Below are 20,879 nucleotides of genomic sequence, written 5' to 3'. Positions count from 1 at the left end.
GTTCGGGACGCGGCAACCTCTCACCCCCCGCTCCCGTATAAGGGGGCATGTCCGCGCCCACCCCCGCCGAAACCGAGACCGCCGCCCTCGAGCTGCGGGACCTGCACAAATGGTTTGCAGGCCGGGCAGCCGTCTCGGGCCTGAGTCTGCGGGTGCGTCCCGGCGAGCTGTACGCGCTGCTCGGCCCCAACGGGGCGGGGAAAACCACCACCATCCGCATGATCGCGGGCCTGACGCGGCCCGATGGCGGCGCGGCGCTGATCTACGGCCACAGTGTTCAGCACGACGCCCAGGCCGCGAAGCAGCTTCTGGCCTACCTGCCCGACGATCCGCTGCTGTACGGCAAGCTCAGCGCGCCGGAGTACCTGGAATTCGTGGCTGGCCTGTGGGGCATGGACGCCGCGCAGGCCGCGCCCGAGGCCGAACGTCTGCTGAAGTGGCTGAACCTGTGGGACCACCGTCAGGAGCGGGTGGAGGGCTTCTCGCGCGGCATGAAGCAGAAACTGGCGCTGGCCGGGGCGCTGATCCACCGCCCACGCCTGATGCTGCTGGACGAGCCCCTGACCGGGCTGGACGCCGCAGCCTCGCGGCAGGTCAAGGACGCGCTGCGCCAGTACGTCGACGGCGGCGGCGCGGTGGTGCTGACCACCCACATCCTGGAAATCGCCGAACGCATGGCCGAACGCATCGGCATCATCGCGGGCGGACAGCTGATTGCCGAGGGCACGCCTGCGCAGCTGCTGGCCCGCACCGGCACCGGCACGCTGGAAGACGCTTTCCTGTTGCTAACTGGCCTGGACGCCCCGCAGGCCGAGGTGGTGGCGGGGCTGTGAGAACCGGGGCCGTCAATTCGCCTGCCTCCCGCCCCAGAGGCCCCAGACCCGGCAGCCTGCCGTGGCTGCTGGCCCGGCAACTGCGGTGGCAGTGGCAGGCGCTGACCGGCGGCCAGCGCGCCGGGCTGTTCGTCGCACTGGCCGTGGTGGTGCTGGCGGTGGTGGGCGGTTACTTCGCGCTGCGCACTGCGCTGGCAGACCGGGCCCTGAACGCGCCGCTGCCGGACGCGGCGCTGGGGCCGGTGCTGCTGGCCCTGGCCTTCTTCCTGACGCTGATGCTGTCGGCGGCGGTGAGGGCGGCCCTGACGACGCTGTTCACGCGGGGTGACCTGGACCTGCTGCTGCAATCTCCGCTGCCGCCGCGCGTGGTGCTGGCCTCGCGGGCGCTGGGGGTCGCCCTGTCAGCGGCGCTGCCGGCGGGTCTGCTGGTGGTGCCGCTGACGCTGGCGCTGCTGGTGCTGGGCGTGTGGCGCGGTGGGCTGGGGCTGGCGCTGTGGTGGCTGTGCGCCTCGCTGCTGGCCGCCAGCATGGGCCTGTGGCTGACGCTGGGGCTGGTGCGCTGGCTGGGCGTGCGGCGCACCCGCACGGTGTCGGCGGTGCTGGGGGCGCTGTTCGGGGCGGGCATCTTTCTGGGAACGCAGTGGGCCAACCTCAGCGGGCAGCGGGGTGGGGGCCGGGCGTCCAGTGCCGCCTTTGAGGCGTTGACCCGCTTTGCGCCGGGGCAGGCCGGCTGGCCGGACCGGGAGGCGTGGCTGTGGCTGCCCGCCCGCGCCGCGTGGCTGGAGCCGCTGCCCGCGCTGCTGCTGCTGGCGCTGTCGCTGGCGGTCTTTGCCGTGACCGTCCACGCGCTGACCCGGCAGTTTGTGGGCGGCGCGCAGGAGATCGCCGCGCCGGAGGGCCGGGGCCGTGCCGCTCGCCCGGCACAGGTGGGGGGACTGCGCTTTGCCTCGGGGTCCCGCGCCACGCTGCTCAAGGAATGGCGGCTGATCGGCCGCGATCCGGAGCTGCTGTCGCGCACGCTGCTGCAGCTGGTCTACCTGCTGCCGCTGCTGTTCTCGGTGACGCGGGGGGATGGGGGGCTGCGTGCGGCCGGCGGAACGGGCGTCGTGCTGCTGACCGCCAGCCTCACGGCGGCCCTGGCGCACCTGACTTTCAACGCCGAGGACGCCCCGGACCTGCTGGTCAGCGCCCCGCGCCGTCCGGCGGCCCTGCGCCGCGACAAGTGGCTGGCTGCCGTCATTCCCACCGTGCTGCTGGGGCTGGTGGCGCTGGCGGTGCTGGGGCTGCGGGGAGCGCTGGGCACCTCCCATACGCTGTTTCTGGTGCCGCTGCTGCTGCTGGGCACCGGCGGCACGGCCCTGATGGTGCTGTGGCAGCCCCTGCCGGTGCGCCGCGCCGACGCCTTCAGGCGCAGCCAGCGTGCCCCCTTCCTGAACACGGTGCTGACGCTGGTCTTTCAGGGCGGCCTCTCGGCCACCGCCTACGCAGCCAGCGGCGGTGCGCTGTGGGGACTGGGCAGCCTGACGCTGGCCGTGATCGCGCTGGGTGTGGCCTACGCCCTGCGGCGCAGCGACGTGCAGTGAGGCCCTCCGCCGCTGCGGCGGCTATGCTGGCCCCATGCCCTCCCACCCCACGTTCCCCTGGCGGCGGCGCTGATGCCTGCGCCTACCCTGCGGCCCCGTTCCATGCTGTTCGCGCCCGGCAACCGCGCCGATCTGATTGCCAAGCTGCCGCGCAGCGCCCCCGACGCGGTGGTGATTGACCTGGAAGACGCCATTCCCGGCACAGCGGAAGCCAAGGCCGCCGCCCGGCCGGTTGCCCGCGACGCCGCCCGTGACCTGATCGCCGCCGCGCCGCATCTGGCGGTATTCCTGCGTGTCAACGCCCCGCACTCGCCGTATTTTGCCGACGATCTGGCGGTCCTGACCCCCGAACTGGCAGGTGTGGTGGTGCCCAAACTGGAATCGGCGGCAGATGTCCACCGCGTTGTCGAGGCATTCAGGGCGCACAACCTCACCCTGCCCATCCTGGCCGGGCTGGAAACCGGGGCGGGGGTGTGGAACGCGCTGGAGATCCTGCGCGAGGAGGCAGTGACGCTGGCGTACTTCGGCGCGGAGGACTACACGACGGACCTGGGGGGACGGCGCACGGCGGGCAACCAGGAGGTGCTGTACGCCCGCTCACGGGTGGCGCTGGCGGCGCGGCTGGCTGGCGTACCGGCGCTGGATATCGTGGTCACGGCCCTGAACGACGAGGCTGCCTTCCGTGCCGACGCTGAGCAGGGCCGCGCCCTGGGCTACGCGGGTAAACTGTGCATCCACCCGGCGCAGGTGGCGCTGGCCCACGATCTCTTCGGCGCCACGCCTGCCGAAGCGGCCCGCGCCCGCGCCCTGCTGGACGCCGCGCACACGGCTGCCGCACGCGGCCACGGGGCCTTCAGCTTCGAGGGCCAGATGGTGGACGAACCCATGCTGACTGCTGCCCGCGCTGTGCTGGCGCAACTTTCGGAGGCCGAACATGAATGAAGACCTGAACCGCCCCCAGGGCCGGTATTTCGAGGAACTGACCCCCGGCACCGTGATCCGCCACCGCGTCACCCGCACGCTGACCGAGGCCGACAACGTGCTGTTCACCACCCTGACCATGAACCCTCAGCCGCTGCATCTGGACCACGAGTACGCTGCGCAGACCGAGTTCGGGCAGCCGCTGGTGAACAGCCTGCTGACCCTCAGTCTGCTGGTGGGCCTGAGCGTGCATGAGCTGACGCTGGGGACGCTGGTGGCAAACCTGGGGCTGACCGACGTGGTGTTCCCGAAGCCCGTATTTCACGGCGACACCATCCACGCCGAATCCGAGGTGCTGGAGGCGCGGGACAGCCGGTCGCGTCCGCAGCAGGGGCTGGTCACTGTGGAGCACCGCGCCATCAACCAGCGCGGCGAGGTGGTGGCGCAGTGCAAACGCACCATGCTGCTGCAGCGTCGAGGCTAGCCGGGAGAGGAGGCTGAGGGCGGAGTGGGCGGGGCCGTCTCCTGGTCCACCTCGGCCTCAGCAGCCTCCAGCCGGGAACGTTACTCGGCCGCCTCGTACCAGTTGCGGTCCCAGCGGTGGGCGTACAGGCGGGCGACGTCCTCTGCGGGCAGCGCCTGGCCGTTGGCAATCGCCACATTGCGCTCCACGTTGCGGACGCTGCGCATGCCCACGATCACGGTGCTGACGGCGCGGTGGCTCAGCACGAAGCGTAGCGAGGTCTCGGCCAGTTGCGAACTGTTGATGCCCAGATCGCTCTCAATGGCCCGCAAACGCGGCTGCAGTTCCGCCTTGCGGTTGCCGCCGAAGTAACGGTTGCGCCAGTCTCCCTCGGGAAATTCCGTGCCGGCGGTGATATTGCCGGTCAGACTGCCCTCGTCCAGCGCCACGCGCACGATCACGCCCACCCCGTTGGCGAGGCAGGCGTCCAGCAGCCGGTCCTGCGGCGACTGGTCAAAGACGTTGTAGATCACCTGCACGGTTTCCACCACGCCCGCCTCCACCGCTTTCACGGCATTGTCCGGCTGGTGGTCGTTGATGCTGATGCCGAAGTGGCCGATCTTGCCGTCGCGCTTGAGCTGCGTGACCGCGTCCTGCCAGTCGCCCTGCCCCAGCCACGCGTCGTTCCAGACGTGAAACTGCTGCACGTCGATGCGGGGCAGGCCCAGCCGCTCCAGGCTGGCCTCGGTCATGGCGATGACGTGTTCGGCGGGAAACGCCTCGCTCGCCGGGACGCCGGGTTGTGCGGGCCACTGTCCGTTCTTGGGGCTGATCTTGGTGGCCACTACTGTGCCGGGATAGTCGCGGGCTGCCTGTCCCACCAGCCGCTCGCTGTGGCCGTCGCCGTAGCCCATGGCCGTGTCGATGAAGTTGCCGCCCAGTTCCAGGTAGCGGCGCAGCGCCTGCAGACTCTCGTCGTCCTGCGCGCCCTTCCACATGTCCGCGCCGATGCCCCACGCCCCGTAACCGATCTCGCTGACGCCCAGGCCGGTGGCCCCCAGATTCCGCATATGCATGGTCATGGGATTCAGGGTAGACCCACGCCGGGAGAGGTGAGGCTTGTATTGGGCTTCTGATAAGGGCGCAGGCGGTCCAGGTACGGCGGACTACCCTCTGGCAGAACACGCAGGAGTAGCCTCTGGCGCGTGACCCCGCCCACCACGACTGCTCCCGCTTCACCGAATCAGGCCGCGCTGGATCAGGCCCGCAAGCTGGCCACCGTGGGCCTGATCCTGGGCGTCTTCCTGAATGCGCTGGAATCCAGCGTGGTGGCCAGCGCCATGCCCAGCGTGATTCAGGACCTCAACGGGCAGGCGTTCTACGCGCTGCCCTTTGCCGCCTACCTGTTGACCAGCACCGTCTCCAGTCCGCTGTGGGGCCGGGGTTCGGACATTGTGGGCCGCAAGAAGCTGTACCTGACGGGGATGGCACTTTTTCTACTGGGCAGCGTGCTGTGCGGCGCGGCGCAGAATATGGGCTGGCTGATTGGCGCGCGCGCGTTGCAGGGACTGGGTGCGGGGGCGCTGCTGTCCATCGCGCTGACCATCATCGGCGAGCTGTACACCCTGGAACAGCGTGGGCGGGTGCAGGCGCTGTTCAGTGGGGTCTGGGGCATCAGCGGTCTGGTGGGGCCGCTGCTGGGCGGCTGGCTCACCGAAACGTGGTCGTGGCGCTGGACCTTCTTCGTGTCGTTGCCTTTCGGGGTGGCCGCCTTTTTCATGGTGTCGCGCTACCTGCGGCAGTCGGGCGTGCGGCGCCAGACGCAGCTGGACTGGGGGGGCGCGGCGCTGTTCACGGCGGGCAGCGCCCTGCTGATCTGGGGCCTGGAGCTGAAAAACTGGGGGGCGGCTGCCGCCGGCGTGCTGATCTTGGCCGGGGCGCTGTGGGTGGAAAGCCGCCACGCTTCGCCGCTGCTGCCCATGTCGGCGCTGCGTGACCAGATTCCGCGCGTGGCCTTTGTTGCCAATCTTCTGGCGGGCGCGGCCTACTTCGGCGTGATCGCCTATCTGCCGCTGTACGCCCAGGGCGTGACCGGCCGGGGCGCAACCGCAGCAGGCGCTATTCTGACTCCGGCGCTGGTGGGCTGGACACTGGCCAGCATCCTGGCCGCGCAACTGATGCGGCGCATTCCACTGGCCCGCATCTCGCAACTGGGATTCGCGGTGCTGGTGGTGGTCTTCGCCGCGCTGACCTTCACGGTCCACGCGCCGCTGTGGGTCACCTCCGCGCTGGGCTTTGTGGTCGGCTCCGGCATGGGCTTTTCCATGCTGACGCTGCTGCTCTCGGCACAGGGCGCGGCGGACAAGGGCGAGCTGGGGGCCGTCACCAGTGGTGTCCTGTTCGCCCGCCAGATGGGCGGGGCGCTGGGCGTGACCGTCATGGCCCTGCTGATCGGCGAGGCGGCCATCGCCAGCGGCGGCACGGCACTGGCCGAGGGCCTGCGGTCGGCATATTTCCTGGCACTGGGGCTGGTAGCAGTGGCGCTGGTGTTCACCCTGACGCTGAAGGTCACGCCCCTTGCCTTAGAAGGGGAGGCGCAGTCAACCGTGCCGTAAATGAAATTGGCGCTGGGCCTACCGTCCATTCACGTTTCAGTAACGCTCCCTACAGAAGATGGGGACAAGCATGAACCCGTGGTTGGCTGAGTCCATCTGCCTGAACACCCAGTCCAGAGGAGCGTTAACCGACTGTTTGTTTTACAGGGTGAGATTACACACCATTGGTATCATGCAGGTCCCGCTGCGAGGCTGCAAAGCGTGGCAGGGGGATTGTCGACGGTGGGGTTGCAGTCCGTAATGTGCAAGGCGCACTTCCGATCACAGCCCGAAACAATGCGTGTTAGGCTGCAGATTGCAATCCCAGGCCCTTCGTCCTCTCGACACTTTCAATCAAAGGTAAGGTAACGCATGTCTACATTCTCCATGTTCCGCCGTCCCGCCACCATTGCCCTGGCCCTGACCTCCTCGATCGCCATCATGGCCTGCAACCCGGCTCCCACACCCCAGCCTGCGGCCACCGTGACCGGCGTGACTGTTACTGCTACGCCCGCCACCATCAAAGTTAATGAGACCACCACGGTAAAAGCGGTGGCCACTGGCACCAACAGCCCTGCCCAGACTTTTACCTTCAAGAGCAGCAACGATGCCGTAGCTACTGTGACTGCCGCCGGCTTGGTGACTGGTAAGTCCGTGGGCACGGCTGACATCACTGCCACCTCGACCGTGAACACCACCAAGTTCGCAGTGATCACGATTAAGGTCGAGGCTGCTGACACTACCCCCGGCCTGACCACCGCCAAGGTCAACTTCCAGACAGCTGCTGCGACGACCCCTGTAGGTTACACGGCCAACACGGGCGCGGCCTACACGGCGGCCAGCATGACCGGCTGGGTGACGGAAGCAAGCGCGGGTACGGCGACTCCTGTGCCGCTCGACCTGACCAACAACGCCCGCAACCGCGTTGTCGACGGCACCAACGTCGTTGCTGGTGGGGACGCCCGCCAATACACCCAGATCCAGATGCAGTGCGGATCCCCCACGACTGGCAATACCTGCAATGCCCCAGCCACCAATGATCCCGGCGCGTTCGAGTACAAGGTGGTCAACGGCAAGTACAACGTGACTGTCAGTGTCGGTGACGCCGACAAGCGCAACCTGAACAGCTCGCACACCATCAACGTCGAAGGCACGAACGCGATCAGCAAATTCGTTCCGACACTTGCTGGACAGTTTAAGTCCGCCACTGTCATGGTGACGGTTGCAGATGGCAAGCTCACCATTGACGCCAAGGGCGGCCAGAATACCAAGTTGAATTACGTGGATATCGTTCCCGCAAACTAAAATTTCTCTTCAGCCCCGTAGCTGGGTTAAAAGCAAACGCCCCCCGGTATGGGGGGTGTTTTGTTACGTCTGGTCTAAGTAATCAACCTTCCTTCTCCTCAACCTCCGCGCCCTTCTCGCCCCACTCTTCCATCTTGCGTTCCAACGCCACTTCCAGGTCGTGGGCCGCACGGCCAAGCGCGGTGAAGTCGGCGTCGGGGGAAGCGCTATTCAGGGCCGCCTGGGCCGCTTCCAATTCGGTTTCCAGGCGGGCAATGTCAGCCTCGATAGCCTCCACTTCCCGTTTCAGGTGCCACAGCCCCTTGCCCTTTGGAGCGGCGGTTCTGGGAGCGGCCTTGGCCTCGGCCTGCGCCGCTTCCCGCTCTTCCTCGGCCTCCCGTTCGGCCAGACTGCGGTGCTTGGCGCGGTAGTCCTCCCAGCCGGGGTACTCGTAGAAGTGGCCGTCCTCGATCAGCCAGATGCGGTCCGCCAGCCCCTCGATAAAGGCGCGGTCGTGGCTGACCATCAGCAGCGTGCCGTCAAAGTCCTCCAGGGCGATTTCCAGGGCCTCGACCATCTCCATGTCCAGGTGATTGGTCGGCTCGTCCATCACCAGCAGGTTGCGGTCCTCCTGCGCCAGCTTCAGCAGCGCCAGTCGCGCCCGCTCGCCGCCGGACAGGATGCGGGCGGGTTTGTCGTGCTGATCGAAGGGAAACATGAAGGTGCCCAGCAGGTCATGGGCCTGGGGGTCTTTCTGGACGTACTCGCGGGCCACGTCGTAGAGGGTCTGGTCGGGCGAGACGCCGCGCAGCGCCTGATCGTAGTAGCCCACGCCCACTCGCGCCCCGGTCAGCACCCGCGCGCGCGGGTCGTCGCTGGGCTCCAGGCCCAGCAGCGCCCGCAGCAGCGTGGTCTTGCCTGCCCCGTTGCGCCCGATGATGGCGACGCGCTCGCCCCGGCGCACCTGCACGTTCACGTCCTCGTACAGCAACCGGGTTTCTCCGCCCTCGACCGGAATGCGGCGGGTCAGGTGCCGGGCGTCCAGCACGATGTCGCCGCTGCCCGGCGCGTGAAAGGTGATACGGGCGCTGCGCTGCTCTGGGGGCGGGGCGGCGGTGGCGCGGGCCTGCATGCGGTCCACGCGTTTTTGCATGGCTGCCGCGCGCCGGGCCAGTTTGCTCATGCCCAGGCCCCAGATCTTCATGCGGTCGGCGCTGCTCTGCAAGGACGCGATCTGTCGGGCGTCCTGTACGGCGCGGGCGGCCTGCTGCTCCAGTTCGGCGTCCAGCGCGGCGCGGAAGGTGCTGTAGTTGCCGGGATAGGTCCGCAGCGTGCCGCCGCGCAGGTGGGCGGTCTCATTGGTCACGCGGTCCAGGAAGGTGCGGTCGTGGCTGATCACCAGCACCGCGCCGGGGTAGCGGCTCAGGAAATTCTCCAGCCACTCCACCATCACGATGTCCAGGTGGTTGGTGGGCTCGTCAAGCAGCAGTACGTCCGGGTTTTCCACCAGCAGCGCCGCGAGGCCCAGGCGGGTGCGCTCGCCGCCGCTGAGGCTCTCGGCCAGCGTGCCCTCACGGCCCCGGAACCCGAAGGCCAGCGTCACGGCGTCCTTGCGGCTGCGGCGCTCGAAGCCTCCGCGCCGGACGTAATGCTCCAGAATCTCCTCGTGGCGCAGCACGCTCTCGGGCGTTCCAGCTCCCATGGCACGGGCGGCCTCGTCCAGCTCGGCTTCCAGAGCATCCAGATCATGAAACGCGGCGTTCAGTACGCTGTCTACCGTTGCGCCCCTGTCGAACACCGGGTCCTGCTGCAACGAGCGCACCCGCACGCCCGGCGCGCGGCGCACACTGCCCCCATCCGGCTGGATCTGCCCGGTCAGCAGACGCAGCAGGGTGGTTTTGCCCGCCCCGTTCCTCCCCACCAGACCGATGCGGTCACCGCCCCTAACAGCAAAAGTGACCTCGGAGAGCACGGTCGCGGGACCGTAATCTTTGATGGCGTCCTGGACAGCAACAAGCACGCCCTTTAGTATACCTTGAGACGCCCTTTTGTCAGGCTTTTCTCGTAAACTGGAAAATCAGTTATGGTGCCCGCCCTTTTCTCCCGCCCCACGCCCCAGCGCCGCGTCTCCCTGACGCTGTTGACTCTGGGCAGTCTGGCCGGCGCTCAGGCCCCCGCGGAAGCTGGGGTGACCGCGTCGCCCACCCTGCAGCAGGCGCAGGGCCGGGTGGAGCTTCTGGGGCCGGGCGGCATATGGCGGGCCTCCACCACCCCCACCGAGGTCACCACCCGGCTGCGCACCGGCACCGGCCGGGCCGTGGTGCAGCCGGGCCGTCAGGGCCAGGTGGTGATCGGCAGCACGTCCGAGTTGCGGCGCTACCGCGACGAGGCGGACCTGCTGTCCGGGCGGTTCTTCCTTATGGGGCCGGTGGCGGTGCATGTTGTGGGGCACCATGTGGTGATGGGCGGCGCGGGGCAGTTCCGGGTTGACCTCAGCGCCCCCGAGAAGCGCGTGGCGGTCATCGCGGGACGCCTGCGGATCTCGCTGCGGGGCCGGACCATTGACGTGGCGGCGGGGCAGCAGATCGCTCTGGGCAGCGGCGTGATCACGGTCTTCCGCGAGGATGACGCGTGGTACGCCGCCCAGTACAAAGGGATGGGTGAGGCAACCGTGGAGGCCACGCGCGGGTCGGTGACGGTGCGGGAGCAGGAAGCCGCACGCGTGGCGGTGGTCGGTGACGATCTGCAACCCGGCGCGGCGCTGAACACCGGGGCCGACGCCTGGGCCGAGATAGGGTTCGCGGGCGGCGGATACCTGCGCCTGAACGCCCAGAGTGAACTGAGCGTGGTGAGCATTGAGCGCACCAGCCAGGGCCGGGAGGTGCAGCTGCGGCTGGTGCGCGGCACCGCCTGGAATGTGGTGGAAAGAGGACAGGGCGGTTACCGCATCGACACGCCGGTGGTCAGCACGGCGGTCCGGGGCACCGTCTTCCGGGTGGATGCCGGCGGCCTGGTCAAGGTGTTTGACGGCCAGGTGGCGCTGCCGGGCCGGCCGGATCAGACCCTGGGGCAGGGACGGCAGCTCGGCGCGGGTGGGCAGGTGGCCGCCCTGCAACCCGACGCCGTGGACCGGTTCAACATCGCGCAGGATGCGGCGCGGGCGCAGCGCCTGACCTTGCAGCTGGACCTGCCGGGCCGCAGCCTGCAGGAGCTGGCCCTGGCCGCCCGCAGCCTTCCGGACGCGCAGGTCACCCTGACGGTGGCCGGACAGACCGTGTCGCTGGCCGGTGAGAACGGCACCTTCCGGCTGGAGCGCCTGCAGGAGACCCTGCCCGAGGGCGGATATGTCGTGAGCGTCCGGGCGCAGCGCTACGGGCAGACGCTGGAGCGCCGCCAGACCGTGACAGTGGACCGCACCCCCCCGAGGGTCGAGGATCTGACGGTCCGGCGTGAGGGCCGCGTCCTGACGCTAGCCGGCGCGGTGGTGGACGCCGGTTCCCCGCGTGTTCTCCTGAGCGTCGAGGTGGGGGGACAGAGCTTCACCCGCTCTGTGGACACCCAGTCTATGGACACTGGTGTGGATGGACGGTTTTCCTGGGCCGTGCCGCTGGCGGAGGCCGGGGCGGCGGTCACGCTGACCCTGCAGGACGAGGCAGACAACCGGAGCCATGTCCGGCTTCCGTGAACTGACCCCCGGCCATCCCGGTGCCTCCCGCCCCATGCGGCGGTTCACTGCGCCGCTGGCGGCTGTGCTGGCAGCGCTGCTGGCCTGGGGGCAGATGGAGAACACCCTGCTGTGGGATGCCCTGAACCGCGCCTTTCCCAGCCCCCCGGACGGGCGGGTGCTGGTGGTGGGCATCGACGACGCCACACTCAGGGACTACGGCCGTATCGGCAGCTGGCCGCGCGAACTGTACCGTCAGGCCCTGGACACCCTGGACGAGGCCGGGGCGGCTGCCGTCGGCATCGACGTGCTGCTGGGCGATCCGGAGTACAACGATGCCGGGCTGGCCGCCGTGTTCAGCCGCCCTGGAGTGGTGCTGGCGACGGCCCCCGGCGAACCCGCTGCCGTCCGGCCTGGCTGGCTGGCCCCCATCGGCGTCAGCGCCCTGAACCTGAGCCGGGACGGCATTGTGCGCTCGTTTCAGGCGGCCTACCCTGAGCCGTCCGCGCCCGGTGGGCTGGCCCCCAGCCTCGCGCGGCAGCTGGCGGTGGCGGCGGGCCGCCCGGTTCCGCTGGACCCGCAGCCACGCATCCTGCGCTACAGCGCCCCGGACCCCCAGCGCCTGCCGGTGGTTCCCTTCCGCGAAGTGGTGAACGGCACCATCCGCTACGGCGACTTTCAGAACCGCGTGGTGCTGCTGGGCCTGACCGCCAGCGGCGCCGGAACAGCCGTGCGCGACGTCAGCGGGCAGCTGGTTTCCGGTGTGGAGATGCAGGCGCGGGCCGTGTCCACCCTGCTGAGCCCGCCGTTTGCCTCGCTGCCGCTGTGGGCCGTCATGCTGGCCGGGGCGCTGATTGCCGTGGTGTCGGTGCTGGCCGGCGGCCTGTGGGGCTTTGGTCTGGCGCTGCTGGCACTGGCACTGGCAGTGCCGTACTGGCTGCTCAACATCCTTTTGCCGGGAGTCACACTGTCGCTGTGCGCCATCCTGGGCAGCGCGCTGGTGATGCTGGAACGCTGGCAGGCGGTCCGCAGCACGGACCTGCACGATCCGCTGACCGGTTTTGGCAACCGGCTGGCGTTCACCCGCGCCATCGAGCAGCGCTGGCAGGGCCGCCACAAACGGCCCCTGGGCCTGTTGCTGGTGGACCTCAGCGGATTCCGCAAGGTGAACGCGGCGTACGGTCAGGCCGCCGGGGACGAGCTGCTGCGCGAGCTGGCCGGCCGCATCATGCAGCACAAACGGCAGCGTGACCTGATCTTCCGCTGGGGTCCGGACGAATTCGCCGTGCTGCTCGACAACACACCCCCGGTGGAACTGATGGACCTGACCCGCCGGTTGCAGCTGTCGCTGGACGGCATGACCTTCCGCGGTTCCCCCTTGCATGCCAGTGTCGGCGGGGCCAGCACCAATCCGGAAATTGCCACGCCCACCGACCTGATCGAGGCTGCCAGCCGCAGCCGCTACCGCATCAAGTACCAGCGCGAGCAGTGGCGCGAGTAGGCAGTAGGGGTCTGTAAGGGCCGCCGCTAGACGTCGCGCCGCAACGTCACCCGCGCGCCCTCACGGACGAAGCCCAGGCGTGTATTGACCGCCAGCATGGCCCGGTTGACGCTGTGGTTACCGGTGCGCGAATGCGTGAAGCCTCGTCCCAGGGCGGCGCGGGCAGCGGCCAGTTTCAGGGCCAGCGCGACGCCGTGGCCGCGCCACTCTGGCAGAACGCCGGTCAGGCCGTTGTGGAGGGTGCCGGGCCGTGTGGCGATGGGCAGGTACAGTTCGCTCAGGCCCACCCACCCGCCGCCGGGGGCCACGGCGATGAACACGCCTTCCGGCAACATCTTGTGCCCCGCGCGGCGCTGCCAGACCTCGAAGGGCCATAGGCTCACCGGCGTGGTGCTGGGCACATCAGCCAGAAGGGCGGCCACCAGCCTGTAGAAGCGGCGCTGCCCCGCGTCGTCAAAGTCTCCAAGGGCCGAGAGCGGTTGAATTGTCACGCCAGCGTCTGCCACCCGCTCCTGCGTCCCCGAGAACCGGGCGAAGTCCAGCGTCCGCAGATCAAGGGTGCTGTTCCACATCCGGTCATGTTCGGCATACTCGCGCTGCCGCAGAAAGTCGTGTTCCCACCAGTCTTCATGGACCTGGGCCAGCAGTGTGCGGGCACCGTGGGCCAGGGCGTGGCCCTCGGCCAGCCTCAGCAGGGTTTCGGCCAGCTCCCCGCCCGCCTCCTGGGGCCGGGTGCGAATCATCACTTCCAGCCAGCCGGGATGCCCGTCCATGCGCGGCACACCGGTCTCGGCCAGACCCACGATCTCGTCGCCGCGCAGGGCCAGCAGGCGTCGGTGCGGTTCGCCGGGGGTCCGGCCCGCTTCCAGCCGTTCCAGATCCACCACGGATCTGGGCGCGTCCGGGTGGGCAACACTCAGAAAATCGGCCAGCAGCGGGAAGTCCGCGGGGCTGCCCTCGCGAGGTTGGAAGTCTGGGAAATCGGGCAGTGGAGAAGGGGCGGTGGAGTTCATGCGCGAGTACAGCACAGCATAAATGGCGGGCGCATGGGCCAATCAGCGGATGCGCCCGGAAGCAAAAAGCCCCCTCCGCAGGGGAGGGGGGCTGGATGCGGGGGAGGGGCCTTAGATCGCCAGTCCATCGGCGTGCGCGCTGACGCCCCGCGCCGCGTACTGGCCCGGCGGCAGCGAGATGGACGAGGCGTCGTTGTCGCCGTACTCATCTACCCAGCCGATCTCGTCCAGCGCCTTCTTCCACGCGCCGATGCTCTCGTTGCGGTACAGCGAGTACGCCGCCATGCCGATCTCGGGGCCGCCGCGCGCAATCACGCTTTCTACCCAGGCCCACTTGGCCGACACGTTGCGGAGTTCGGCAGTGCGGCGCAGCTCCTTCTGAATGCGCTTGAGCCGCGCCTCAATGACCGCCACGCCCCCGAAGGGGTCGGCAAAGTGCGGCGTGTGCCGCTTGGGCACGAACGGCGAGATCCCCAGCGCAATGCGGTTGATGCCCGCTAGTTCCTTGGTGAACGCGATCAGTTCGCTGATGTCGTCGTCGTTCTCCGGCCCCAGCCCGATCATCATGTAGACCTTGAGGCCCGAGAAGCCCAGATCCCGGCTGATCTGCGCGGTCTTGAGCAGGTCCTCGGTGGTGATGCCCTTCTTGAGCCAGCGCCGCAGGCGCTCGCTGGGCGCGTCGGACGCCACGGTGAAGGTCCGCAGGCCCCCCGCCTTCAGGATCTCGGCCAGCTCAGTGTCCACCGTGTCGGCGCGGATGCTGGACACGCCCAGCTTGACGCCGCGTTCGGTCAGCGTGCGCCCCACGAACTTGGTGTGAGGAAAGTCCGAGAGGGCCGCACCCACCAGCCCCACCTTCTGCGCCCAGTCGGGAATCACGTCCAGCAGTTCCTGGCCGCCGTTGTTGCGGTTGGGGCCGTACATGGTGCGTGCCAGACAGAAGGTGCAGGGGCGCGGGCAGCCGCGCTGCGCTTCTACCAGGAACATGTTGCTCAGCTCGCTGTGCGGGGTCACGATCTGGCTGTAGGCGGGCAGCAGCTCCTTGGGCGCGGTGGCCCAGGTCGGCTCGTGCGTGTGCCGAGCGGGCAGGAAGATGCCCGGCATGCCGTCGATCAGATCGTAGAAATCCTCACGGGAGGAGGCCTCGCGCAGCGCGTCGGACACCACCGGAATAATCTGCTCGCCGTCGCCGATCACGATCACGTCGGCAAAGGGGGACAGCGGATACGGGTTGCTACTGGTCAGCGGCCCGCCGATCATCACGATGGCGTCGGTGTCGTCGCGCCCCTCGCGCAGGGGATGAATCCCAGCCACGTCCAGCAGGCGGATGATGTTGGTCAGGTCCAGCTCGAACGACACGCTCATGGCGAACAGTTCGCAGTCCCCCGCCTCACGCCCGGTTTCCACGGTGGGCAAAGGTTGGCCCAGCCGCTCGAAGGCGTCCACGTCGTCGGGCAGGAAGGCGCGTTCGCAGGCCACCCCGTCCTCATTGTTGAACATGCGGTAGATGACCTGATACCCCAGCGAGGCCATGCCCACGCTGTAGCGGTTGGGGAAGGCCAGCGTGACACGCACCGGGGCGTGTTTGAACATCGTGCCCGTTTCATCGTCCAGCAAGGGCTTTATGGTATTGCGCCAGTAACTCAAAACTCCTCCGGGGTGTGCGCGCGGCGGCCCCGGAGATGGCTTGATCTCAGCACAGAGGCGGGCGCGTCACAGCCGCCCAATATAGCGCGTCTGGGGGCAGCGAATGGGTGATTGGGTGGGGTGTAGCGGTGGACGGACGCGCCAGGAGGGTAATCTCCCAGAGACAGCCGGCTAGGGCCTTAGCCCGGCTGCTTTGCCGCCCTGCCCCTGGCCTTCACCGTTTCGCTGAAACTCGGCACCCGGTCGCCAAAGAGGGCGAAGGCGTCGCAGCGCTCGCGCAGGATACACGCGCCGCATTTGGGGCGACTCCAGGTGCAGACCTGCTGGCCGTGCCTGAGCAGGTTCAGGTGCAGCTCGTACAGGAAAGAAGGGTCCTCGGGCAGCACTTTCAGCAGTGCCCGGTGGGCCGCCGCCTCGCCCATCAGCGGAATCGCACCGACGCGGGTCGTGATGCGGTGGACGTGGGTATCCACTGGAAACACCGGATGGGCGTAGTTGAACAGCAGCACCAGGCTGGCCGTTTTGACGCCCACGCCGGGCAAGTCGGTCAGCCACTTCAGGGCATCTTTGCTGGGAAGGTCGCGCAGGAATTCCAGGTTATAGCCGCCCGGCGAGTCACGAATCCGGCGCAGGGTCTCCTGAATGCGTGGGGCCTTGCTCTCCGGGTAGTTGCTGCGGCGGATCGCGTGGGCCACCACATCGGTAGGCGCGGCGATGATGGCGTCCCAGTCACCGATCTCGCACAGCTCGTCGTAGGCGGCGGCCTCGTCCTGCCAGGTCGTGCGCTGAGACAGGATGGTGCTGATCAGCTCGTGCATTGGCTCGCGGCGGGGATCAAGATGCCGGTCCCCGTACCCGGCGTGCAAGCTGCTCTTCATCCACCGCAGCAGTTCAGCCCGCTCCTCATCCGGGCGGGCTGCATTCAGCGGAGCTTCGGCACTCACCGTGCCGCCTAACTGCCGGGGGTGCTGTCGTCTTCTACGGCGCCGCGCCCGCCCTCGGCGGGACCATCCTTGTCCGCAGGATCAGTGTTGGGGGCCTTGCCCCGGTCCGCCTCGGGAATAGGATGGCTCTGGCCCTCGGCGGGAGACTGGTTGGCGGGGTCGTAGCCCGGCTTGAGGTCGTCGCTCATGCCCCCCAGCCTGCATGTCCGGTTCCGGCCCTGAGCGCGAAAGGACTAAAGGGGGCTTTAGGCAGAGGGACGGCGTGGACGCTGAAAAAACCGGACCTCCCCGTGAAGGGAAGTCCGGCGGCGCTGCGACGTGTTCAGGTCAGCTGCGCTTGGTCCAAGTAAGCTTGGTTCAGGGGTGCTCAGTTCAGGCGACTTGCTTTTTCTTGCCGGTCGCGGCGGGAGCGGTCTGCTCTGCGCCCAGCGCCTGCACTTCCTTCATGCGGAAGATAACTAGGCTGCCCACGAAGGTGCAGGTGACCATGCCGTGCGCGTTCAGCAGGCTCAGGGCGCTCATCACGTCCTCGCGGGTCATGCGTAGCTGCTCACTCATGTACAGGGCGCTGTCAGCGCGGCCTTCCAGGTAGTCGCGGACCTTCTTGGCGTCGCTGGTCAGCGGGGTGGCGGGCACATCGGCCAGACCGGGATCAGCCAGGCCGTATACGGCGCGGGTGCCGGTACCGGGCAGGCGGCGCACGCGCCCCTGGTCCAGCAGGCTTGCCAGCGCGGCGCGCAGGTGTGACAGGGCCAGACCGGTGGTCTTGGCCAGCTCCGTCTCAACCCATTCGGGCTTGCTGTCCAGGGCACTCAGCACCAGCTTTTCATTGGCGCGGCGGGTTTCCTGCAGATCTTCAAGGGTGGGGGGATTAAACATTCAATGTCCTCCGAATAGGAATTTCAGGAGCGGCGCAACAACTATTCCCAGAGCACCGTGACAAATTCCAAGAGAAGCGATGTGGCGCGTGGATCGCCAAAAAAAATTGCATTAATACGGCTGCCGATGACAGCTGCGCTCAGCGGCGCAACTCTCCTATTGTCACATACTTTCTCTCATTTTTGATGAGGGTACAGAAAGTTGACCTTGAGGAAGCGGGCCAGAGTGCCTCCTCCCAAAGTCAACCTGGCTTGACATTCTAGTCAAGGAAACCGTACTCTCGAGTCAAGGAGATTTGACATGACCTGCACCCATTCGTTGTCCGCACCAACCCATGGCCTGAATCCGATGTCACTATTGACCACTAAGCCCAGACTCAGCGGAAGCCACACCCTTCAGGGAGACCTGAGATGACGCCCATGTCAGCCCGTAGCGCCTCTGCTGGGGGCAGCCGCAGCCAGAAAGTGCAGCGTGTCGCAGGGACCATGGCACTGACTGGTGGCGCGCTCGCGGTATTGGCCGCCGGACTGGTAGCCATGGGCCAGAGTGGGGATGGGGAATTCTTCAGCTTTGTCAAGGGCATGGGCTTCGGAATCCTCTCGACGTTGCCGCTGTTTTTCGCGGTACTGACTGTTCGGGCCGTGTTGCTGATGGACGAGTACATGCGCGCCCTGCAGATGCAGGCCACCAGCATCGCTTTCCTGGTCACGATGGTGGTGGCTGGTGCACTGATCGCCCTGGAAGCGGCCTTTAAATTCCAGACCCCCACCTTCGTTTATTACGCCGTGGGCATGTTGAGCTGGGCGGTGGCCTCGGCGGTGCTGGCCCTGCGTCACCGGGAGCCATAGGGCGGTGGACAACCACATTCGCCGGCTGCGCACCGCTCGGCAGTGGACCCAGGCCGATCTGGCCGCCGAGCTGGACGTCAGCCGCCAGACCGTCAATGCGCTGGAAACCGGCAAGTACGATCCCAGCCTGCCGCTGGCCTTCCGGATCGCGCGGCTGTTCGGGGGGACCATCGAGGAAATTTTCATCGATCCGGAGCGGCCCGGCCAGCCGCTGTCTGCCGCGTTGCTGCCGGAACCGGGCTTCGACTACCAGACCCGCTTTGCCACCGCCCTGAACGAGCTGGGCATCCTGCGCGAGATGGGAGAGGTCGGCTGGGAGCTGACCGGGGTGGGGCTGGGCACGCTGTCGTTCCGCCGCGCCGCAGGGGAACAGGACACCCGTCCCCGCTGGCTGTACCAGCGCCTGGGCGGCCTGCTGAGCGGCGAGCAGCGCGACGAGCTGCAGCAGCAGGGCTGGACGCTGGTCGACACCTGGCTGGGCGGCGTCTTCCACTACTTCAAGCGGCCCCTGTCATGAGGGCTGAACCCTGATCCCCGGCTTCCGCCCCAACCCCTTTCACCCTGTGCCTGTCCCACTTTCCCAGGAGAACCATGTCCCAATCCAGAACCATGCTCGATATTCAGAATGTCACCAAGACCTACGGCAAATTCAAGGCCCTCAGTGGTGTGTCGCTCAGTGCCCCTGAGGGCGAGGTCTTCGGCCTGCTGGGTCCCAACGGCGCAGGGAAGACCACGCTGCTGCGGATTCTGGCCACCCTGCTGCAACCGACGTCCGGCACGGCATCGGTGGACGGGCACGACGTGCTGCGTCAGCCCGAGGAGGTGCGCCGCCGGGTGGGCGTGGTCAACGGCGGCATGGGCCTGCCCGCCCGCCTGACTGGCCGCGAGGTGCTGCGGTCCTTTGCGGGGCTGTACGGCATGACCCGTGCCCAGACTGAGGCCCGCATTGCCGAACTGGACGCGGGCCTGGAACTGGGCCGCACCCTGGACGTGCGCGCCGGGGACTACAGCACCGGCATGAAGCAGAAGGTGGTGATCGCCCGTGCCGTGATTCAGGACCCGCCGGTGTTGATCCTCGATGAGGCGGCCAGTGGCCTGGACATCTTTGCCCGCCGCACGCTGCTGGATTTCGTGCTGGCGACCCGCGCGCCGGGGCGGCTGACCCTGTACTCCACCCACGTCATGTCCGAGGCCGAGGAGGTGTGTGACCGGGTGGCGATCCTGCACGAGGGCCGGCTGCTGACGGTGGGGCGCATCCCCGACATCCTGGCCCGGACCGGGGAGGCCAGCCTGGAACGCGCCTTCTTCTCGCTGGTGCGCGGGGGTGAGCAGCGTGCGGTCTGAACCCAGAACGTCGGGCGCCGTCCGCCTGGACATGGTCTGGCGCATCGCCGTCCGTGACCTGCTGTCCACCCTGCGGGACCGCCGCACCCTGGCCGCCACCATCCTGATGCCGCTGATCCTGATTCCGGCCCTGTCGCTGGGCCTGCCCGTTCTGCTGGGCAGTTTTATCGGTGGGCAGCAGCAGGAGCGGCAGAAGGTGGGCGTGGTGGGCACCCTGCCCCCGGAACTGCGGGCCGCGCTGGAGCAGGACGAGACGGTGAACGGCCAGACGGTGCGCGCGGGCGTCACCCTGGTTCCCGTGACGGACCCCACACAGGCGGTGCAGTCCGGCGAGGTCGAGGCTGCGGTTCGTGCCCCGGCCCCGCTGCCCACCCGTGCGGGTGAGGGCAGCGGGACCCTGGAGGTCTACGCCAAGCTGAGCAGCCTGCGGGCACAGGCCGGGGCCTACGGCAAGGTGGAACAGGTGGTCGACCGCTACAACCGCACCCTGACCCTGAGCCGTCTGGAGGGCCTGGGCCTGGGCGCAGACACCCTGACGCCTGTGACGATCCAGCCCGTTGACGCCAGCCCTGAGCAGGAGCAGAGCAGCGGGCAGCTGGCCTTTTTGATTCCCTTTCTGATGCTGCAGTTCATCCTGTCGGGCGGTATGGCCACCGCGATTGATGCCACTGCCGGTGAAAAGGAGCGCGGCACGCTGGAAAGCCTGCTGGTCTCGCCGGTGCGCCGCGCCGAGGTCGTGACCGGCAAGCTGCTGGCCACCACCATCACCGCGCTGACCAGCGCGTGCTTCAGCGTGGTGGGCTTCGTGATCAGCGGGCTGGTGGCGGCCCTGTTCCTGAAAGGCGGCAGCGGCCTGGGGGCGGACATCGCCGGGTCCATGGGCGGGCAGCTGACCCTGACCCCCGGAGGCACGCTGGCCATGCTGGGGCTGGCGGCCAGCGCCGCCCTGATCATCAGCGCCGTGCTGATCGCCATCGGCATCTATGCCCGCAGCTTCAAGGAGGCGCAGACGTACATCGCGCCGCTGACGCTGATCATCGTGTTGCCCGCCGTGATGCTGCAGTTCGCCGATTTCCTGACCCTGGGCACCGCCGTCCACGCCGTGCCGCTGTTCGGCTCGATGGTCTCGATCCTGAACATCGTCAAGGGCGCGGCGCAGACCGATCAGATCCTGCTGGCCATCCTCGCGAACCTGATCGGCGCGGCGCTGCTGTCGCTGCTGGCCCTACGTTCGTTCGGGCGAGAGGAAGTGATTTTCAGGAACTGAGCTTTTCCTTACGGTAGTGCCGCCTAGAGGCTGGAGGACAGGCCATCCAAAATTGCGGGAGGGAATCTGCTGGGTTCAGAATCGGGTGTGACGC

Annotated in this window: 18 protein-coding genes and 1 pseudogene; 12 read left to right on the top strand and 7 right to left on the bottom strand. The window is 67.9% G+C overall.

Annotated features, from left to right (window positions below):
• Positions 1-47 precede the first annotated feature (47 nt).
• From IEY31_RS08865 to IEY31_RS08850, 4 genes are all read left to right on the top strand, one after another.
• Positions 48-833: an ABC transporter ATP-binding protein gene (locus IEY31_RS08865; RefSeq protein WP_188971045.1), complete on the top strand. Its 786-nt coding sequence runs from the start codon at positions 48-50 to the stop codon at positions 831-833.
• A complete protein-coding gene (locus IEY31_RS08860) occupies positions 830-2,416 on the top strand; it encodes a hypothetical protein (protein ID WP_188971044.1) in 1,587 nt (528 codons plus the stop codon). The genes IEY31_RS08865 and IEY31_RS08860 overlap by 4 nt, the downstream gene beginning before the upstream one ends.
• A 72-nt stretch (positions 2,417-2,488) precedes the next feature.
• The gene (locus tag IEY31_RS08855) at positions 2,489-3,358 is read left to right on the top strand and encodes an HpcH/HpaI aldolase/citrate lyase family protein (RefSeq protein WP_188971043.1); all 870 of its coding nucleotides are present in this window, start codon (positions 2,489-2,491) and stop codon (positions 3,356-3,358) included.
• Positions 3,351-3,821, top strand: coding sequence for a MaoC family dehydratase (locus tag IEY31_RS08850; RefSeq protein WP_188971042.1), 471 nt, complete (start codon positions 3,351-3,353; stop codon positions 3,819-3,821). Before IEY31_RS08855 ends, IEY31_RS08850 begins: the two co-directional genes overlap by 8 nt.
• An 80-nt stretch (positions 3,822-3,901) precedes the next feature.
• Here the strand turns inward: IEY31_RS08850 and IEY31_RS08845 are convergent, their stop codons facing one another.
• Complete coding sequence (locus IEY31_RS08845) at positions 3,902-4,876, bottom strand: aldo/keto reductase (protein WP_188971335.1); 975 nt, start codon at positions 4,874-4,876, stop codon at positions 3,902-3,904.
• A gap of 129 nt (positions 4,877-5,005) precedes the next feature.
• On the opposite strand from IEY31_RS08845, the gene IEY31_RS08840 reads away from it, so the two are divergent.
• Both IEY31_RS08840 and IEY31_RS08835 read left to right on the top strand, forming a co-directional pair.
• A complete protein-coding gene (locus tag IEY31_RS08840) occupies positions 5,006-6,415 on the top strand; it encodes an MDR family MFS transporter (protein WP_188971040.1) in 1,410 nt (469 codons plus the stop codon).
• 366 nt (positions 6,416-6,781) lie between these two features.
• Positions 6,782-7,699 carry an Ig-like domain-containing protein gene (locus IEY31_RS08835; protein ID WP_188971038.1) on the top strand — a complete coding sequence of 306 codons (918 nt, stop codon included), beginning with the start codon at positions 6,782-6,784 and terminating at the stop codon, positions 7,697-7,699.
• Between the two features lie 82 nt (positions 7,700-7,781).
• Here IEY31_RS08835 and abc-f read toward each other — a convergent pair whose 3' ends face one another.
• Positions 7,782-9,698 (bottom strand): ribosomal protection-like ABC-F family protein, encoded by a 1,917-nt coding sequence (abc-f, locus tag IEY31_RS08830; protein ID WP_188971036.1) that lies wholly within the window; start codon positions 9,696-9,698, stop codon positions 7,782-7,784.
• A gap of 63 nt (positions 9,699-9,761) precedes the next feature.
• On the opposite strand from abc-f, the gene IEY31_RS08825 reads away from it, so the two are divergent.
• Positions 9,762-11,363: a FecR family protein gene (locus tag IEY31_RS08825; protein WP_188971034.1), complete on the top strand. Its 1,602-nt coding sequence runs from the start codon at positions 9,762-9,764 to the stop codon at positions 11,361-11,363.
• Positions 11,347-12,843, top strand: a complete 1,497-nt coding sequence (locus IEY31_RS08820; protein ID WP_188971032.1) for a CHASE2 domain-containing protein — start codon at positions 11,347-11,349, stop codon at positions 12,841-12,843. Before IEY31_RS08825 ends, IEY31_RS08820 begins: the two co-directional genes overlap by 17 nt.
• Positions 12,844-12,869: 26 nt before the next feature.
• Here IEY31_RS08820 and IEY31_RS08815 read toward each other — a convergent pair whose 3' ends face one another.
• The 5 genes from IEY31_RS08815 to IEY31_RS08795 form a co-directional block, all read right to left on the bottom strand.
• A complete protein-coding gene (locus tag IEY31_RS08815; protein WP_229723440.1) occupies positions 12,870-13,856 on the bottom strand; it encodes an N-acetyltransferase in 987 nt (328 codons plus the stop codon).
• A gap of 111 nt (positions 13,857-13,967) precedes the next feature.
• Complete coding sequence (locus tag IEY31_RS08810) at positions 13,968-15,503, bottom strand: B12-binding domain-containing radical SAM protein (RefSeq protein WP_188971030.1); 1,536 nt, start codon at positions 15,501-15,503, stop codon at positions 13,968-13,970.
• Positions 15,504-15,682: 179 nt separating this feature from the next.
• Positions 15,683-16,381 carry an endonuclease III domain-containing protein gene (locus IEY31_RS08805; protein WP_188971332.1) on the bottom strand — a complete coding sequence of 233 codons (699 nt, stop codon included), beginning with the start codon at positions 16,379-16,381 and terminating at the stop codon, positions 15,683-15,685.
• Between the two features lie 74 nt (positions 16,382-16,455).
• Positions 16,456-16,635, bottom strand: coding sequence for a hypothetical protein (locus tag IEY31_RS08800; RefSeq protein WP_188971028.1), 180 nt, complete (start codon positions 16,633-16,635; stop codon positions 16,456-16,458).
• A gap of 184 nt (positions 16,636-16,819) precedes the next feature.
• Positions 16,820-17,326: a transcription initiation factor IIE subunit alpha family protein gene (locus tag IEY31_RS08795; RefSeq protein WP_188971026.1), complete on the bottom strand. Its 507-nt coding sequence runs from the start codon at positions 17,324-17,326 to the stop codon at positions 16,820-16,822.
• A 485-nt stretch (positions 17,327-17,811) separates the two neighbouring features.
• Here IEY31_RS08795 and IEY31_RS08790 point away from each other — a divergent pair, with 485 nt between their 5' ends.
• The 4 genes and pseudogenes from IEY31_RS08790 (at position 17,812) to IEY31_RS08775 (ending at position 20,785) form a co-directional block, all read left to right on the top strand.
• Positions 17,812-18,174 carry a hypothetical protein gene (locus tag IEY31_RS08790; RefSeq protein WP_188971024.1) on the top strand — a complete coding sequence of 121 codons (363 nt, stop codon included), beginning with the start codon at positions 17,812-17,814 and terminating at the stop codon, positions 18,172-18,174.
• A 4-nt stretch (positions 18,175-18,178) separates the two neighbouring features.
• Positions 18,179-18,376, top strand: a pseudogene (locus tag IEY31_RS08785) (helix-turn-helix transcriptional regulator); the annotation flags it as partial.
• 407 nt (positions 18,377-18,783) lie between these two features.
• The gene (locus IEY31_RS08780) at positions 18,784-19,518 is read left to right on the top strand and encodes an ABC transporter ATP-binding protein (RefSeq protein ID WP_188971331.1); all 735 of its coding nucleotides are present in this window, start codon (positions 18,784-18,786) and stop codon (positions 19,516-19,518) included.
• Positions 19,519-19,549: 31 nt separating this feature from the next.
• A complete protein-coding gene (locus IEY31_RS08775) occupies positions 19,550-20,785 on the top strand; it encodes an ABC transporter permease (RefSeq protein ID WP_188971330.1) in 1,236 nt (411 codons plus the stop codon).
• Positions 20,786-20,879: the final 94 nt, after the last annotated feature.

The sequence above is a fragment of the Deinococcus aerolatus genome (genome assembly GCF_014647055.1).
In the GTDB taxonomy this organism is placed as follows: Bacteria; Deinococcota; Deinococci; order Deinococcales; family Deinococcaceae; genus Deinococcus; species Deinococcus aerolatus.
The sequence above is the reverse complement of the archived record's forward strand: the minus strand, read 5'-3'. Positions and strand labels throughout refer to the sequence as shown.